Annotated in this window: 12 protein-coding genes; 8 read left to right on the forward strand and 4 right to left on the reverse strand. The window is 64.4% G+C overall.

Going from position 1 to position 14,805, the window contains the following annotated elements; genetic code table 11:
* The first annotated feature begins 4 nt into the window (after nucleotides 1-4).
* The 4 genes from RTH46_RS13535 to lpxC all read left to right on the forward strand — a co-directional run bounded on the left by RTH46_RS13535 (nucleotide 5) and on the right by lpxC (nucleotide 4,429).
* A complete protein-coding gene (locus RTH46_RS13535; RefSeq protein WP_153788216.1) occupies nucleotides 5-874 on the forward strand; it encodes a cell division protein FtsQ/DivIB in 870 nt (289 codons plus the stop codon).
* A 14-nt stretch (nucleotides 875-888) separates the two neighbouring features.
* On the forward strand, nucleotides 889-2,151 hold the full coding sequence (ftsA, locus tag RTH46_RS13540; protein ID WP_110991616.1) for a cell division protein FtsA: 1,263 nt from the start codon (nucleotides 889-891) through the stop codon (nucleotides 2,149-2,151).
* A 55-nt stretch (nucleotides 2,152-2,206) separates the two neighbouring features.
* Nucleotides 2,207-3,403, forward strand: a complete 1,197-nt coding sequence (gene ftsZ / locus RTH46_RS13545) for a cell division protein FtsZ (RefSeq protein ID WP_110991615.1) — start codon at nucleotides 2,207-2,209, stop codon at nucleotides 3,401-3,403.
* Between the two features lie 114 nt (nucleotides 3,404-3,517).
* Nucleotides 3,518-4,429: a UDP-3-O-acyl-N-acetylglucosamine deacetylase gene (gene lpxC / locus RTH46_RS13550; RefSeq protein ID WP_279845136.1), complete on the forward strand. Its 912-nt coding sequence runs from the start codon at nucleotides 3,518-3,520 to the stop codon at nucleotides 4,427-4,429.
* A gap of 109 nt (nucleotides 4,430-4,538) precedes the next feature.
* Here lpxC and RTH46_RS13555 read toward each other — a convergent pair whose 3' ends face one another.
* Nucleotides 4,539-4,994, reverse strand: a complete 456-nt coding sequence (locus RTH46_RS13555; RefSeq protein WP_153788212.1) for a DUF721 domain-containing protein — start codon at nucleotides 4,992-4,994, stop codon at nucleotides 4,539-4,541.
* A gap of 362 nt (nucleotides 4,995-5,356) precedes the next feature.
* Between RTH46_RS13555 and secA the strand changes: the two genes are divergently transcribed.
* From secA to RTH46_RS13575, 4 genes are all read left to right on the forward strand, one after another.
* Nucleotides 5,357-8,092 carry a preprotein translocase subunit SecA gene (gene secA / locus RTH46_RS13560; RefSeq protein ID WP_153788211.1) on the forward strand — a complete coding sequence of 912 codons (2,736 nt, stop codon included), beginning with the start codon at nucleotides 5,357-5,359 and terminating at the stop codon, nucleotides 8,090-8,092.
* A gap of 162 nt (nucleotides 8,093-8,254) precedes the next feature.
* On the forward strand, nucleotides 8,255-9,472 hold the full coding sequence (argJ, locus tag RTH46_RS13565; RefSeq protein ID WP_125462728.1) for a bifunctional glutamate N-acetyltransferase/amino-acid acetyltransferase ArgJ: 1,218 nt from the start codon (nucleotides 8,255-8,257) through the stop codon (nucleotides 9,470-9,472).
* 107 nt (nucleotides 9,473-9,579) lie between these two features.
* On the forward strand, nucleotides 9,580-10,212 hold the full coding sequence (locus tag RTH46_RS13570; RefSeq protein ID WP_153788209.1) for a glutathione S-transferase family protein: 633 nt from the start codon (nucleotides 9,580-9,582) through the stop codon (nucleotides 10,210-10,212).
* The gene (locus RTH46_RS13575; RefSeq protein ID WP_316905904.1) at nucleotides 10,209-11,153 is read left to right on the forward strand and encodes a Nudix family hydrolase; all 945 of its coding nucleotides are present in this window, start codon (nucleotides 10,209-10,211) and stop codon (nucleotides 11,151-11,153) included. The genes RTH46_RS13570 and RTH46_RS13575 overlap by 4 nt, the downstream gene beginning before the upstream one ends.
* A gap of 98 nt (nucleotides 11,154-11,251) precedes the next feature.
* Here RTH46_RS13575 and RTH46_RS13580 read toward each other — a convergent pair whose 3' ends face one another.
* The 3 genes from RTH46_RS13580 to RTH46_RS13590 are packed head-to-tail and all read right to left on the reverse strand — an operon-like array spanning nucleotide 11,252 to nucleotide 14,792.
* A complete protein-coding gene (locus RTH46_RS13580) occupies nucleotides 11,252-11,815 on the reverse strand; it encodes a cob(I)yrinic acid a,c-diamide adenosyltransferase (RefSeq protein ID WP_153788205.1) in 564 nt (187 codons plus the stop codon).
* A 1-nt stretch (nucleotide 11,816) separates the two neighbouring features.
* Entirely contained in the window at nucleotides 11,817-13,838 is a 2,022-nt protein-coding gene (locus RTH46_RS13585; RefSeq protein ID WP_153788203.1) for an ATP-binding protein, read from the reverse strand.
* Nucleotides 13,839-13,874: 36 nt separating this feature from the next.
* On the reverse strand, nucleotides 13,875-14,792 hold the full coding sequence (locus RTH46_RS13590) for a putative 2-dehydropantoate 2-reductase (protein WP_153788201.1): 918 nt from the start codon (nucleotides 14,790-14,792) through the stop codon (nucleotides 13,875-13,877).
* Nucleotides 14,793-14,805: the final 13 nt, after the last annotated feature.

A 14,805-nucleotide genomic window follows, 5' to 3' on the forward strand; every position in this document is an offset into this window, starting at 1 on the left:
AGCCATGCAAGGCGCGATGATACGTCAGCAGCAACCCGTCCCCGGCCGCAGCAAGCCGGTGCCGCGTGGTGCCAGCCGACTGGTGGCCGACGAGCCCGTATCGGCGCGCCTGCCCCGTCCCAACTTCGGCGGCCTCAAGCGCCTGTTGTGGCCGGTGCTGCTGGTGGCTGCAGGCTTCGGCGCCTATGAAGGCGCCATCCGCCTGATGCCGTATGCCGACCGGCCGATCACCAAGATCGCCGTGCAGGGCGACCTCAGCTACATCAGCCAGCAGGCGGTGCAGCAGCGTATCGCGCCCTACGTGGCGGCGAGCTTCTTCACCGTCGACCTGACGGCCATGCGCGTCGAGCTGGAACAGATGCCGTGGATCGCCCACGCCGAAGTGCGCAGGGTCTGGCCGGACGAAGTGGTGATCCGCCTGGAAGAACAGTTGCCGGTGGCGCGCTGGGGTGACGAGGCCCTGCTCAACAACCAGGGCCAGGCCTTCACCCCGCGTGAGCTGGCCAACTACGAGCATCTGCCGCAGCTGTTCGGGCCGCAGCGGGCTCAGCAACAAGTCATGCAGCAGTATCAGGTATTGAGCCAGATGCTGCGCCCCATGGGCTTTTCCATCGCTCGCCTGGAGCTGCGCGAGCGAGGCAGCTGGTTCCTGACCACTGGCGCGGGCAGCGCCGGACCAGGCATCGAACTGCTGTTGGGGCGCGACCATCTGGTGGAGAAAATGCGCCGTTTCATTGCCATTTACGACAAAACGCTTAAAGACCAGATCACCACTATTGCCCGCATCGATCTGCGTTACGCCAACGGTCTGGCCGTTGGTTGGCGGGAACCGATTGCACCGACGACGGCCCAACCCGCCGTTGCGAAGAATTAGAGAGAGGCAGGACCATGGCAAACGCGCATAGCGGCAAAATGATCGTCGGGCTGGACATCGGCACCTCCAAGGTGGTGGCGCTGGTGGGTGAAGTCGGCGAAGACGGCACCCTGGAAATCGTCGGTATCGGTACTCACCCGTCCCGCGGCCTGAAGAAGGGCGTGGTGGTGAACATCGAGTCCACCGTGCAGTCGATCCAGCGCGCCGTGGAAGAGGCCCAGCTGATGGCCGGTTGCCGCATTCACTCGGCGTTCGTCGGCGTGGCCGGCAACCACATCCGCAGCCTGAACTCCCACGGCATCGTCGCCATCCGCGATCGCGAAGTCAGCACCGCCGACCTTGAGCGCGTGCTCGACGCGGCCCAGGCCGTGGCGATTCCGGCCGACCAGCGCGTGCTGCACACCCTGCCGCAGGACTACGTGATCGACAACCAGGAAGGCGTGCGCGAGCCACTGGGCATGTCCGGCGTGCGTCTGGAGGCCAAGGTCCACGTGGTCACCTGCGCGGTCAACGCCGCGCAGAACATCGAGAAGTGCGTGCGCCGCTGCGGCCTGGAAATCGACGACATCATCCTCGAGCAGCTGGCCTCGGCGTACTCGGTGCTGACCGACGACGAGAAAGAGCTGGGCGTGTGCCTGGTGGACATCGGTGGCGGCACCACCGACATCGCCATCTTCACCGAAGGCGCGATCCGCCACACCGCGGTGATCCCGATCGCCGGCGACCAGGTCACCAACGACATTGCCATGGCCCTGCGCACCCCCACGCAGTACGCCGAGGAAATCAAGATCCGCTATGCCTGCGCCCTGGCCAAACTGGCTGGCGCCGGCGAGACCATCAAGGTGCCGAGCGTGGGCGACCGTCCACCGCGCGAGCTGTCGCGCCAGGCCCTGGCCGAGGTCGTCGAGCCCCGTTACGACGAGCTCTTCACCCTGATCCAGGCCGAGCTGCGCCGTAGCGGCTACGAGGACCTGGTGCCGGCCGGCATCGTCCTCACCGGCGGTACCGCGAAGATGGAAGGCGCCGTGGAACTGGCCGAGGAAATCTTCCACATGCCGGTACGCCTGGGCGTGCCGCATAGCGTTCGGGGGCTGAGCGACGTGGTGCGCAACCCGATCTATTCCACCGGCGTGGGCCTGCTCACCTACGGGCTGCAGAAGCAGTCCGAGGACCTGTCCCTGACCGGTATCAGCAACAGCAGCAACAACAGCTATGGCGATGAACCGAAGGCTCCGGTGCTTGAACGACTCAAGCGTTGGGTCCAGGGCAACTTCTAAGTTTCAAAGCAGTAGTGGTAGGCGCAACAACTAGAGAACTGTAAGGAGAGGGAAAATGTTCGAGCTCGTAGACAACGTCCCGCAAAGCCCGGTCATCAAGGTGATCGGTGTGGGCGGTGGCGGCGGCAACGCCGTCAACCACATGGTCAAAAGCAACATTGAAGGCGTCGAGTTCATCTGCGCCAACACGGATGCCCAGGCGCTGAAAAACATCGGCGCGCGCACCATTCTGCAACTGGGTACCGGCGTGACCAAGGGCCTGGGTGCAGGTGCCAACCCGGAAGTCGGCCGTCAGGCCGCGCTGGAAGACCGTGAGCGCATCGCCGAAGTGCTGCAGGGCACCAACATGGTGTTCATCACCACCGGCATGGGTGGCGGTACCGGTACCGGTGCTGCGCCGATCATCGCCGAAGTGGCCAAGGAAATGGGCATCCTCACCGTTGCGGTGGTGACCCGTCCGTTCCCGTTCGAAGGCCGCAAGCGCATGCAGATCGCCGACGAAGGCATCCGCATGCTGGCTGACAGCGTCGACTCGCTGATCACCATCCCCAACGAGAAGCTGCTGACCATCCTGGGCAAGGATGCCAGCCTGCTGTCCGCCTTCGCCAAGGCCGACGACGTGCTGGCCGGCGCCGTGCGCGGTATCTCCGACATCATCAAGCGCCCTGGCATGATCAACGTCGACTTTGCCGACGTGCGCACCGTGATGAGCGAAATGGGCATGGCCATGATGGGTACCGGTTGCGCCAGCGGCCCGAACCGCGCCCGTGAAGCCACCGAGGCGGCGATCCGCAACCCGCTGCTCGAAGACGTCAACCTGCAGGGCGCCCGCGGCATCCTGGTGAACATCACCGCCGGCCCGGACCTGTCGCTGGGCGAGTACTCCGACGTGGGTAGCATCATCGAAGCCTTCGCCTCCGACCACGCCATGGTCAAGGTGGGTACCGTGATCGATCCGGACATGCGCGACGAACTGCACGTGACCGTGGTCGCCACTGGCCTGGGTGCGCGCATCGAGAAGCCGGTCAAGGTGGTCGACAACACCCTGCAGACCGCTCAGCAGGTTTACGAGTCCTCCAACCCGGCCCCGGTTCGCCAGGAGCAGCCAGCGGTGAACTACCGTGACCTGGAGCGTCCGACCGTGATGCGCAACCAGGCCCATGCAGGTGCCGCGGCGGCCGCTAAACTCAACCCACAGGACGATCTGGACTACCTGGATATCCCTGCGTTCCTGCGTCGTCAGGCCGATTGATGGAATTTATCAGGGGTATAAGGGTGATTGGTGTTCAGCAAAGGCCGGGTCTGTTATCATCCCCAGCCTTTGTTGATACCTGTTCGCATTATTTGCGCTGAAGCGGCCAATGCCATGATTAGACAACGCACCCTGAAGAATACCATCCGTGCCACGGGCGTCGGCCTGCACTCCGGGGAGAAGGTCTACCTGACCCTCAAGCCTGCGCCTGTCGACACCGGCATCGTCTTCCGCCGCGCCGACCTCGACCCTGTGGTCGAAATCCCGGCGCGCGCGGCCAACGTCGGCGAGACCACCATGTCTACGACGCTGGTCAACGGTGACGTCAAAGTCGATACGGTCGAGCACCTGCTCTCCGCCATGGCGGGCCTGGGCATCGATAACGCCTACGTCGAGCTCTCCGCCTCGGAAGTGCCGATCATGGATGGCAGCGCCGGACCTTTCGTATTCCTGATCCAATCGGCCGGCCTGGAAGAACAGGACGCACCGAAGAAGTTCATTCGCATCCTGCGCGAAGTGACAGTGGAAGAGGGCGACAAGCGCGCCACTTTCCTGCCGTTCGACGGGTTCAAGGTGAGCTTCGAGATCGACTTCGATCACCCGGTCCTCAAGGGCCAGACCCAGAGCGCGTCTGTAGACTTCTCCAGCACCTCGTTCGTGAAGGAAGTCAGCCGCGCCCGGACCTTCGGGTTCATGCGTGACATCGAGTACCTGCGCAAGCACAACCTTGCGCTGGGCGGCAGTGTCGAGAACGCCATCGTGGTCGATGAGACCGGCGTCCTCAACGAAGACGGCCTTCGCTCCGAAGACGAATTCGTCAAGCACAAGATTCTCGATGCCATCGGCGACCTTTATCTGCTGGGCAACAGCCTGATCGGCGAGTTCAAGGGCTACAAGTCCGGTCACTCGTTGAACAACCAGCTGCTGCGCAAGCTGATTACTGAAACCGACGCCTGGGAAGTGGTGTTCTTCGAAGATGCCAGCACGGCACCGATCTCGTACATGCGCCCTGTTGCGGCTGTGTAAGTTCGAACACTCTCTAGTTGTTGATCAAGGCCACCTTCGGGTGGCCTTTTTTATTTTTCTTCCAGTCGCTGCACGGCTCCTGCAGGCCTCGCGGTCAGCTCGGGCGTTTTCAGTCTTTGTTCTGGGCGTGCGCGGCCAGTCGTTCCAGTGCGGCCTTGAGCCTCGGGTCGCTGATGCCTTCGGCTGAGCAGCGGATACTTTCGGCGGCATTCTCCGACAGCTCCGGTCCCTGTCCCTTGCGTTTGGCCGACACCAGCGGCGGCTGCACCTTGAACAGGATCCGCGTCAGGTTGGCAAAGGCTTCCAGCGCCAGCAATTGACGCTGCAGGCGCTTCTGCTGGTAGCGCAGGCGGGTGGCCCAGTGGCCGTCGGTGACCACCAGCAGCAAGGTGCCCTCTTTCCACGACGCCACATGGCAATGCTCGCGGGCGGCCGGTTGCAACTGGCTTTCCAGCAGACGCTGCAGATGTTCCAGGCGCTCGGCCTGGTTGAGCAACAGGCGCAGTGGCCGGGCCTTGCGCAGCAGGTCGGCGGGCGGGCGGGCGGGGGAGGGTTTGTAGGCCATGGGGGCACGCGAAGGGTTGCAAGAGCGGCAGTCTAACAGTTGCGGCCTCATCGCGGGGCAAGCCCGCTCCCACGCGTCACCGTGGGAGCGGGCTTGCCCCGCGATAGCGTTCGATCAGGCAGTGGCAGTCAATTATTGATGCAAGTCATTCTCGATACGTTTCATCTTCCGCCACCTTGAACTTGGCAAAAAAGCCCTTATGTTAGGCAGGCCCCATACATACGCTGTGCCAGTATCGTGGAAATCCACCACTTTCCTCACAATCGTTTCCGGGTAGAATGCTCGTTCGCATGCGGCCTCTGGGCTGCACGGGCGACTCATGGGGCCGCCCTCCATCCCTACGTGTGGAAGATCCTGCCGATATGTTTGCGCCTTTGTTAAAGAAACTTTTTGGAAGCAAGAACGAGCGCGAGATCAAACGCCTGCTCAAGACGGTGAGCACCGTCAATGCCTTCGAAGAGAAGATGGTGGCCCTCTCCGACGAACAGCTGCGGGGCAAGACCGCAGAGTTCAAAGAGCGCCTGGCCAAAGGCGAAACCCTCGACCAGTTGTTGCCTGAAGCCTTCGCCGTGGCCCGTGAGGCCGGCAAGCGCGTGATGGGCATGCGTCACTTCGACGTTCAGCTGATCGGCGGTATGACCCTGCACGAAGGCATGATCGCAGAAATGCGTACCGGTGAAGGCAAGACCTTGGTCGGTACCCTGGCCGTTTATCTCAACGCGCTGTCCGGCAAGGGTGTGCACGTGGTCACGGTCAACGACTACCTGGCCCGCCGCGACGCCAACTGGATGCGCCCGCTGTACGAATTCCTCGGCCTGACCGTGGGTATCGTTTCGGCATTCCAGCCGCCGGAAGAAAAACGCGCCGCCTACGCCGCCGATATCACCTACGGCACCAACAACGAATTCGGCTTCGACTACCTGCGCGACAACATGGCGTTCAGCGTCGACGAGAAGTTCCAGCGTGAGCTGAACTTCGCCGTGATCGACGAAGTCGACTCCATCCTCATCGACGAAGCGCGTACCCCGCTGATCATCTCCGGTCAGGCCGAAGACAGCTCCAAGCTGTACATCGAGATCAACCGCCTGATCCCGCGCCTCACCCAGCACATCGAGGAAGTCGAAGGCCAGGTGACCCAAGAGGGCCACTACAGCATCGACGAGAAGAGCCGCCAGGTTGAACTCAACGAGGCCGGCCACCAGTTCATCGAGGACATGCTCACCCAGTCCGGCCTGCTGGCCGAGGGCGAGAGCCTGTACTCCGCGCATAACCTGGGCCTCTTGACCCACGTCTACGCCGGCCTGCGCGCGCACAAGCTGTTCCACCGCAACGTCGAGTACATCGTCCAGGAAGGCCAGATCCTCCTGATCGACGAGCACACCGGCCGTACCATGCCGGGCCGTCGCCTGTCCGAAGGCCTGCACCAGGCCATCGAAGCGAAGGAAAACCTGAACATCCAGGCCGAAAGCCAGACCCTGGCCTCGACCACCTTCCAGAACTACTTCCGCCTCTACACCAAGCTGTCCGGCATGACCGGTACCGCTGACACCGAAGCGTTCGAGTTCGCCCAGATCTACGCCCTCAACGTGATGGTCATCCCACCGAACAAGCCGTTGGCCCGTAAGGACTTCAACGACCTGGTGTACCTGACCGCCGATGAGAAGTACGCCGCGATCATCGCCGACATCAAGGAAAGCATGGCCCAGGGCCGCCCTGTGCTGGTCGGTACCGCGACCATCGAAACCTCCGAGCACATGTCCAACCTGCTCAAGAAGGAAGGTATCGATCACAAGGTCCTGAACGCCAAGTACCACGAAAAAGAAGCCGAGATCATCGCCCAAGCCGGTGCCCCGGGTGCGCTGACCATCGCCACCAACATGGCCGGCCGTGGTACCGACATCCTGCTCGGCGGTAACTGGGAGGCCGAAGTCGCCGCCCTGGAAAACCCGAGCGCCGAGCAGATCGCCAAGATCAAGGCCGACTGGCAGAAGCGTCACCAGCAGGTCCTGGAAGCCGGTGGCCTGCACGTGATCGCCTCCGAGCGCCACGAATCGCGCCGTATCGACAACCAGCTGCGTGGCCGTGCCGGCCGTCAGGGCGACGCCGGCTCCAGCCGCTTCTACCTGTCGCTCGAAGACAGCCTGATGCGCATCTTCGCCTCCGACCGGGTGAAGAACTTCATGAAGGCCTTGGGCATGCAGTCCGGTGAAGCCATCGAGCACCGCATGGTCACCAACGCCATCGAAAAGGCCCAGCGCAAGGTCGAAGGCCGCAACTTCGATATTCGTAAGCAACTGCTCGAATACGACGACGTGGCCAACGAACAGCGCAAGGTGATCTACCACATGCGCAACAGCCTGCTGGCCGCCGAAAACATCGGCGACACCATCGCCGAATTCCGCCAGGAAGTGCTCGATGCCACCATCAGCCAGCACATTCCGCCGCAGTCGCTGCCTGAGCAGTGGGACGTTGCCGGCCTCGAGGCTTCGCTGGCCAGCGATTTCGCGATCAAGCTGCCGATCCAGCAGTGGCTGGACGAGGACGATCATCTCTACGAGGAAACCCTTCGCGAGAAGTTGATCACCGAGATCACCAGCGCCTACAACGAGAAAGAGGACCAGGCTGGCGAAGACGCGCTGCGTACCTTCGAGAAGCAGATCCTGTTGCGTGTCCTGGACGACCTGTGGAAAGACCACCTGTCGACCATGGACCACCTGCGTCACGGCATTCACCTGCGCGGTTATGCGCAGAAGAACCCGAAGCAGGAGTACAAGCGCGAGTCGTTCACCCTGTTCCAGGAACTGCTCGACTCGATCAAGCGCGACACTATCCGCGTGCTGTCGCACGTTCAGGTACGCCGCGAAGACCCGGTCGAAGAAGAAGCCCGCCTGCGCCGCGAAGCCGAGGAGCTGGCCAGCCGCATGCAGTTCCAGCACGCTGCCGCCCCTGGCCTGGAAAGCGAGCAACATGCTGAAGAAGGCGCCGAAGTCGCCGTGGCCGCCGCGCCTGTGCGCAACGACCTCAAGCTGGGCCGCAACGAGCCGTGCTGGTGTGGTTCGGGCAAGAAATTCAAGCACTGCCATGGTCAGATCGAGTGATCTGATCTCACCATTGGCTTGAGATCCCGGGGCTGCGTCGCAGCCCATCGCGACACAAGGCCGCTCCTACAGGAATCGCAACAACCCTGTAGGAGCGGCCTTGTGCCGCGAAAGGGCCGCACAACGGCCCCAATTCCCCACGTATTTTCTAGGAGCGCTCTAATGGCTGTTGGTCTTGGTCCTTTGCCCACCCTGCACCCGGTTCCCGGTTTCGAACTCGGCATCGCCTCGGCGGGCATCAAGCGCCCTGGGCGCAAGGATGTGGTGGTGATGCGCTGTGCCGAAGGCTCCAGCGTTGCTGGCGTGTTCACCCTCAACGCGTTCTGCGCCGCACCGGTGATCCTCTCCAAGCAGCGCGTGCAGGGCACCGTGCGCTACCTGCTGACCAACACCGGCAATGCCAACGCCGGCACCGGCGCCCCAGGCCTGGCGGCCGCCGAGCGCACTTGCGCCAAACTGGCCGAACTGACCGGCGTGCCTGCCGAGTCGGTACTGCCGTTCTCCACCGGCGTGATCGGTGAGCCGCTGCCGGTCGAGAAGATCGAAGGCGCGTTGCAGGCAGCCCTCGACAACCTGTCCGAGAACCACTGGGCCGAAGCCGCTACCGGCATCATGACCACCGACACCCTGCCCAAGGGGGCCAGCCGCCAGTTCCAATTCGACGGCAAGACCATCACCGTCACCGGTATCAGCAAAGGCGCCGGCATGATCCGCCCGAACATGGCCACCATGCTCGGCTACATCGCCACCGACGCCAAGGTCGCACCGCAGGTACTCAAGGACCTGATGCTCGACGGTGCCAACAAGTCGTTCAACCGCATCACCATCGACGGCGACACCTCGACCAACGACTGCTGCATGCTGATCGCCACCGGCAAGGCCGACGTGCCGGAAGTGACCGAAGCCCGCGGCGAACTGTTCGAGGCGCTGAAAAAGGCCGTGTTCGAAGTGTGCATGGACGTGGCCCAGGCCATCGTGCGTGACGGCGAAGGCGCCACCAAGTTCGTCACCGTGCAAGTCAATGGCGGCGGCAACCACCAGGAATGCCTGGACGTCGGCTACGCTGTGGCCCACTCGCCGCTGATCAAGACCGCGCTGTTCGCCTCCGACCCGAACTGGGGCCGCATCCTTGCTGCCGTAGGTCGTGCCGGTGTGCCAGAGCTGGATGTCAGCCTGATCGACGTGTACCTCGACAACGTGTGCATCGCCAGCCAGGGCGGTCGCAGCCCGAGCTACACCGAGGCGCAGGGTTCGGCAGTGATGGCCCAGGAAGAGATCACCATCCGCATCGAGCTGGGCCGTGGCCAGTGCAGCGAAACCATCTGGACCACCGACCTGTCCCACGAATACGTGAAGATCAACGCCGAATACCGCACCTGATCCGCCCCATCGAGTGGCAAGCCCGCTCCCACGCTAGTTACCCACTCTAGCGTGGGAGCGGGCTTGCCCCGCGATGCTCCCTCTGCCATGCAACATGGAGCCGCCCCATGAGCTATCACCTGATCATCGGCGACAAGCTGTATTCCTCCTGGTCGCTGCGCGGCGCCCTGGCCCTCGAACTGGCCGGCGTCCCCTACGAAGAAACCCTGATCAAACTCAATCAGCCCGATACCCGTCAGCGCATTCTCGCGTTCTCGGCCACCGGCAAGGTGCCGCTGCTCAAGACCGGGCACGGCGTGATCGCCGATTCCCTGGCCATCGCCGAGTACCTCAACGAGCAGCACCCCGAGGCCAGGCTCTGGCCCGAAGACGTTGCCGCCCGTGCCCAGGCGCGTTCGGCCTGCGCGCAGATGCACAGCGGCTTCTTCGCCCTGCGCGGTACCATGCCGTTCGACCTGGCCCGTGATCAGGCGCTGGATGAGCTGCCACTGGACGTGCAGGTCGATATCGACCGCATGGTCGCCTTGTGGAGCGAATGCCGCGTGGTGGCCAAGGACAATGGTCCGTTCCTGTTTGGCCGCCCGACCCTGGCCGATGCGTTCTTCGCCCCGGTGGCCGTGCGCCTGCGCACCTACCGCGTTGAAGTGCCAGCCGAAGCGGCTGCCTACATCGAGACCATTTACCAATGGCCAGCCTTCCAGGCCTGGCAGAAAGCTGGCCTGGCGGAGCGTGAAGGGTGAAACGGATTCATGTAGTGGCAGCGGTCATTCGTGGCGCCGACGGGCGCATTCTCATCGCCCGCCGTGCCGACACCCAGCACCAGGGCGGCCTGTGGGAGTTTCCCGGCGGCAAGCTGGAGGATGGCGAGGGCGTCGAGGCGGCGCTGGCCCGTGAGCTGCGTGAAGAGCTGGGTATCGAGGTCAGCCGTTCGCGGCCACTGATCAAGGTCAGCCACGACTACCCGGACAAGCAGGTGCTGCTGGACGTGCGCGAGGTGGATGCCTTCACCGGCGAGCCCCATGGCGCGGAAGGCCAGCCGTTGGCCTGGGTGGCGCCACGCGACCTGGGCCAGTACGACTTCCCGGAAGCCAACAAGCCGATCGTCGCCGCCGCGCGCCTGCCGGATCAGTACCTGATCACGCCGGACGAGCTGGAGGTGCCGGAGCTGCTCAAGGGCATCCAGAAGGCCGTGGCCAGTGGGATCAAGCTGATCCAGCTGCGTGCCCCGGACATGTACGACCCCAAGTACCGTGACGTTGCCGTGGATGCGGTCGGCCTGTGCGCCGGCAAGGCACAGCTGATGCTCAAGGGGCCGTTGGAGTGGCTGGGCGACTTCCCGGCGGCAGGTTGGCATCTGACTGCGGCGCAGCTGCGCAAGTACGCCGCCAAGGGCCGACCGTTCCCGGAGAACCGCTGGCTGGCGGCGTCCTGCCACAGCGCCGAAGAGCTGGCGCTGGCCGAGCAGATGGGCGTGGATTTCGTCACCCTGTCGCCGGTGCAGGCAACCCAGACCCATCCGGATGCCACACCGCTCGGTTGGGATGAGGCGCAGCGCTTGATTGGCACGGTCAGTCGCCCGGTGTTCCTGTTGGGTGGGGTCGGGCCGGGTGAGCGGGAGCAGGCATGGGATGCCGGTGCTCAGGGCGTAGCGGGGATTCGGGCGTTCTGGCCTCAGATCTGAGTGCGCTGGCAATCGCGGGGCAAGTCGGGGCGCCGAACCGCCGCTCCCACGCTAGTTACACACTCTAGCGTGGGAGCGGGCTTGCCCCGCGATGCTTTTCAGGCCGGCTTTGTGGCTGCCTGCCACAGCACTTCGGCTACACCCTGCCGCCGCCCGATGATCCGCGCTGCGACGAACAGCAGATCGGAAAGCCGGTTGATATACGCCAACCCCACGCCCTCCAACGGCTCCACCGCATTCAACTGCTGACACCGCCGCTCCGCCGCCCGCGCCTGGCTGCGGCACACATGCGCCTGGGCCACCAGCGTCGAACCGCCCGGCAAGATGAAGTTCTTCAACGGCCCCACTTCGTCGTTCCAGTGATCGATGGCCGCTTCGAGGCGCTCGACCTCGGCAGCGTTCAATGCCTGATAACTGGGCATGGCCAGTTCGCCCCCCAGGTCGAACAAGCGGTGCTGACACGGCGCCAGCACCTCGACCAGCTCATCCAGCCCGGCCTCCGCCAATCCTGCCAGCAACACCCCAAGCTGGCTGTTGAGGCTGTCCACCTCGCCGATCGCCTCGATCCGCGGATGGTCCTTGGGCACCCGGCGGCCATCGCCCAGGCCGGTTTCACCCTTGTCGCCGGTGCGGGTGTAGATCTTCGACAGGCGATAGCCCATATCACGTCTCCGTTTTGCTGGTGGCCGGCAGGCCGAGGGGCAGGCGCAGGGTGAAGCAGGTGCCCTGGCCGGGCGTGGAGTGCACTTCCATCTGCCCTTTGTGGTTGTTGGTAATGATGAAGTACGAGACCGACAGCCCAAGGCCGGTGCCCTGGCCGATCTCCTTGGTGGTGAAGAACGGCTCGAAGGTGCGCTTGCGCACGGCCTCGGGCATGCCCACGCCATTGTCCTCCACCTGGATTTCCGCCCAGGGCGGGTTAAGCCGGGTGCGCAGGGTGATGCGCCCCGGCTCGCTGGGCTGCGGGCGCTGGTGGATGGCTTGGGCGGCGTTCTTCAGCAGGTTGAGCAGTACCTGCTCCAGCTCGTTGGCGGTGCCGGGCACAGCGCCGAGCTGCGGGTCGAACTGGCGGACGATGGCCTGGCCCTTGAAGTCGAAGCCGATGGCCAGGTCGAAGTCGTTGCCGGCGATCTCCACCGCCTGGTCGATCAGCGCCGGCAGGTCGCAAGGCGCCAGCTGACGGTTGCTGAGGCGGCTGAAACTGAGCATGTGGGTGACGATCTTCGCCGCCCGGGCACCGGCCTGCTGAATGCCGTCGAGCAGTTGCGGCACTTCGCGGCTGTCCAGGTAGCGGTTGACGGCCGGCAGGTCCAGGCCCAGCTCGGTGGCCTGTTCCAGGTTGCGCGGCAGCTCCGGCGACAGGCGCCGGCGGATGTTCTGCACGTTGTGCAGGATCGCCCCCAGCGGGTTGTTGATCTCATGGGCCATGCCTGCCGCCAGGCCACCGACCGAGAGCATCTTCTCCGACTGCACCATCATTTCTTCCAGCGACAGGCGCTGGGTGATGTCGTCGATACGGATCACCACGCCACGGCCGCCGCCGCCGGTCAGTGGGTAGAAGGTCAGGGCGTAGTGGCGCAGGTCATCGCCCTTGGGCCAGGTGACCCGCTCGATCTTCGCCACCCGGTGCTTCTCGACGCTTTCCTTGAGCTGCGGCAAGAACGGCTTGAGCGGCGTGAAGGCAAGGAAGATCGGCTGGTTCAGCGCTTCGTCCAGCGGCGTGCCGGAAAGCACCGTGGCTTCGTGGTTCCACTGGGTGACGTAGAGCTGCTCGTCGAGGGCGATCAGCGCCGAGGGCATGGAGTCGATGATGCTGTTGAGGTAGTTCTGGAAGCCTGTGAGTTTCTTTTCGATCTTGCTGCGCACCTGGACTTCCAGCTCCAGCTTGCGGTTGGTGTGGCGGGTTTCTTCCGCCAGGCCCTGGGCCTGGTCGTAGGCCTGCTGGAATTCGTCGCGGGCACCCTTGAGCTGCTGCTCGCGGGCTTCGATGCGCGACAGCATGGTGTTGAAGGCATCGGCCAGGCTGCCGATCTCGTCATCGTTGCCGCGCTGGGCCCGCAGGGCGTAGCTCTCTTCCCGGGTGACCTGGCGCGACAGTTCTTCGAGGTTGTTGATCGGCAGGGTGATCAAGCGCTTGATCTGCCGGGCGATGACCAGCCATAGCAGGATGCTGAATACCAGGATCGCCAGGCTGGCGGAGAGGGTGCCGGTGTAGAACGCCATCGGCAGCTCGCTGCTGGCCACCAGCAGCAGGTGCGCGGGCGGGTTGGCGTTGCGCGGCAGGCGGATCAGCTGGGTACTGCGAAACTCCATCAGGCGCCAGCCGTCGATGTTGCGATAACGCTTGGGCAGGGTGAGGGCGTCGCCGTGCTGGAGCTGGGCGAGCATCTGCCCATCGCCACCGTAGATGGCCGCCGCGCGCAACGGCGAGTAGCTGTCGAGCTCCTTGAGCAGGGCGCTGGCGGTCTCCGGGGAGTCGCCGGCCCGGGAGGACAACTGCGGGTTGGACACCAGCTTGCCGATGGTCTGCAGCGCCTGGGGCGCCATGCTTTCCTGGGTGATCCAGTAGGCGGCGCTGATGAACGCCAGGTTGGCGACCAGCAATATGGTGACCAGCAGCACCAGCAGGGCCGCCAGCAGTTTCTGCCCGACCGGGAGGTTTTCCAGGCGTTGGCGCAGGCTCATGAGTCAGGGGGTATCCATGTCCGGTGGATGGGCCAGTCAGTCGCTGGGCAGGCCGCGGGCCTTCAGGCTATCGACCAGGCGCCGTTGCAGGTGTTCCAGCTGCGGCACGCTTGCCCCGTGGCGGGCGGCGACGCGACAGGCGTGGCCCAGCAGGTAATGGACCTCGGTGCGCCGGCCATGACGCACGTCCTGGTACATGGAAGAGTAGTTGGCGGCGGTGGCGAGGATCACCCGTTGCACTTCTTCCGTCAGGTCGTTGGCGGCCTCGGGCTGGCCGCAGCGCAGCAGCAGGTTGGCCAGCTCGTCGCACAGCTGGTCGACTTCGGTCAGGTGCCCGAGCAGCCCGCCGTTCTGGCAGTCGTGCAGCACCGTCAAGGGGTTGATGGCGCAGTTGAGCGCCAGTTTGCGCCACAGCCGCGAGAGGATGTCGAGGCTCCACTGGGCAGGAATGCCGGCGTCGTGGAGGTCGTCGAACCACTCCGGCACGGCGGGGTTGAGCGGGTTGCCCAGCCAGTTGAAACCATGGCCGGCGAAGCGCACCTGCCAGTCCGCTTCGCGGAACGCGCCCTCGGTGCTGGAGGCGAAGATGCAACGGGCATGGGGCACCTGGTCGGCCACTTCATCCTGGCTGCCCAGGCCGTTCTGCAGTAGCACCAGCTCGGCACCTTCGGCCAGCCGCGGGGCCAGGCGTGCCACGGCGGGGGCCGCGTCATAGGCCTTGCAGGCCACCAGCAAGCGGTGGATTGGGCCGGGGGCATCGTGGGTTTCGCCGGGGATCGCGTAGAGGCTGCTGCGGTCCTGTTCGACCAGGGTCAGCCCGCCGACGGCCTGGTAGGCCGCCAGGCGCTGCTGGTCGCGCAGGATCAGGCGGACCGCCTTGCCGGCGCGGGCCAGGCGGCAGGCCCAGAGGCTGCCGAGGCTACCGGCGCCGAGAATATGCCAGGTGCTGCTCATCTGCGTTTCGCAA

This window comes from Pseudomonas sp. zfem004, assembly GCF_032621715.1.
GTDB classification, from domain to species: Bacteria; Pseudomonadota; Gammaproteobacteria; order Pseudomonadales; family Pseudomonadaceae; genus Aquipseudomonas; species Aquipseudomonas sichuanensis.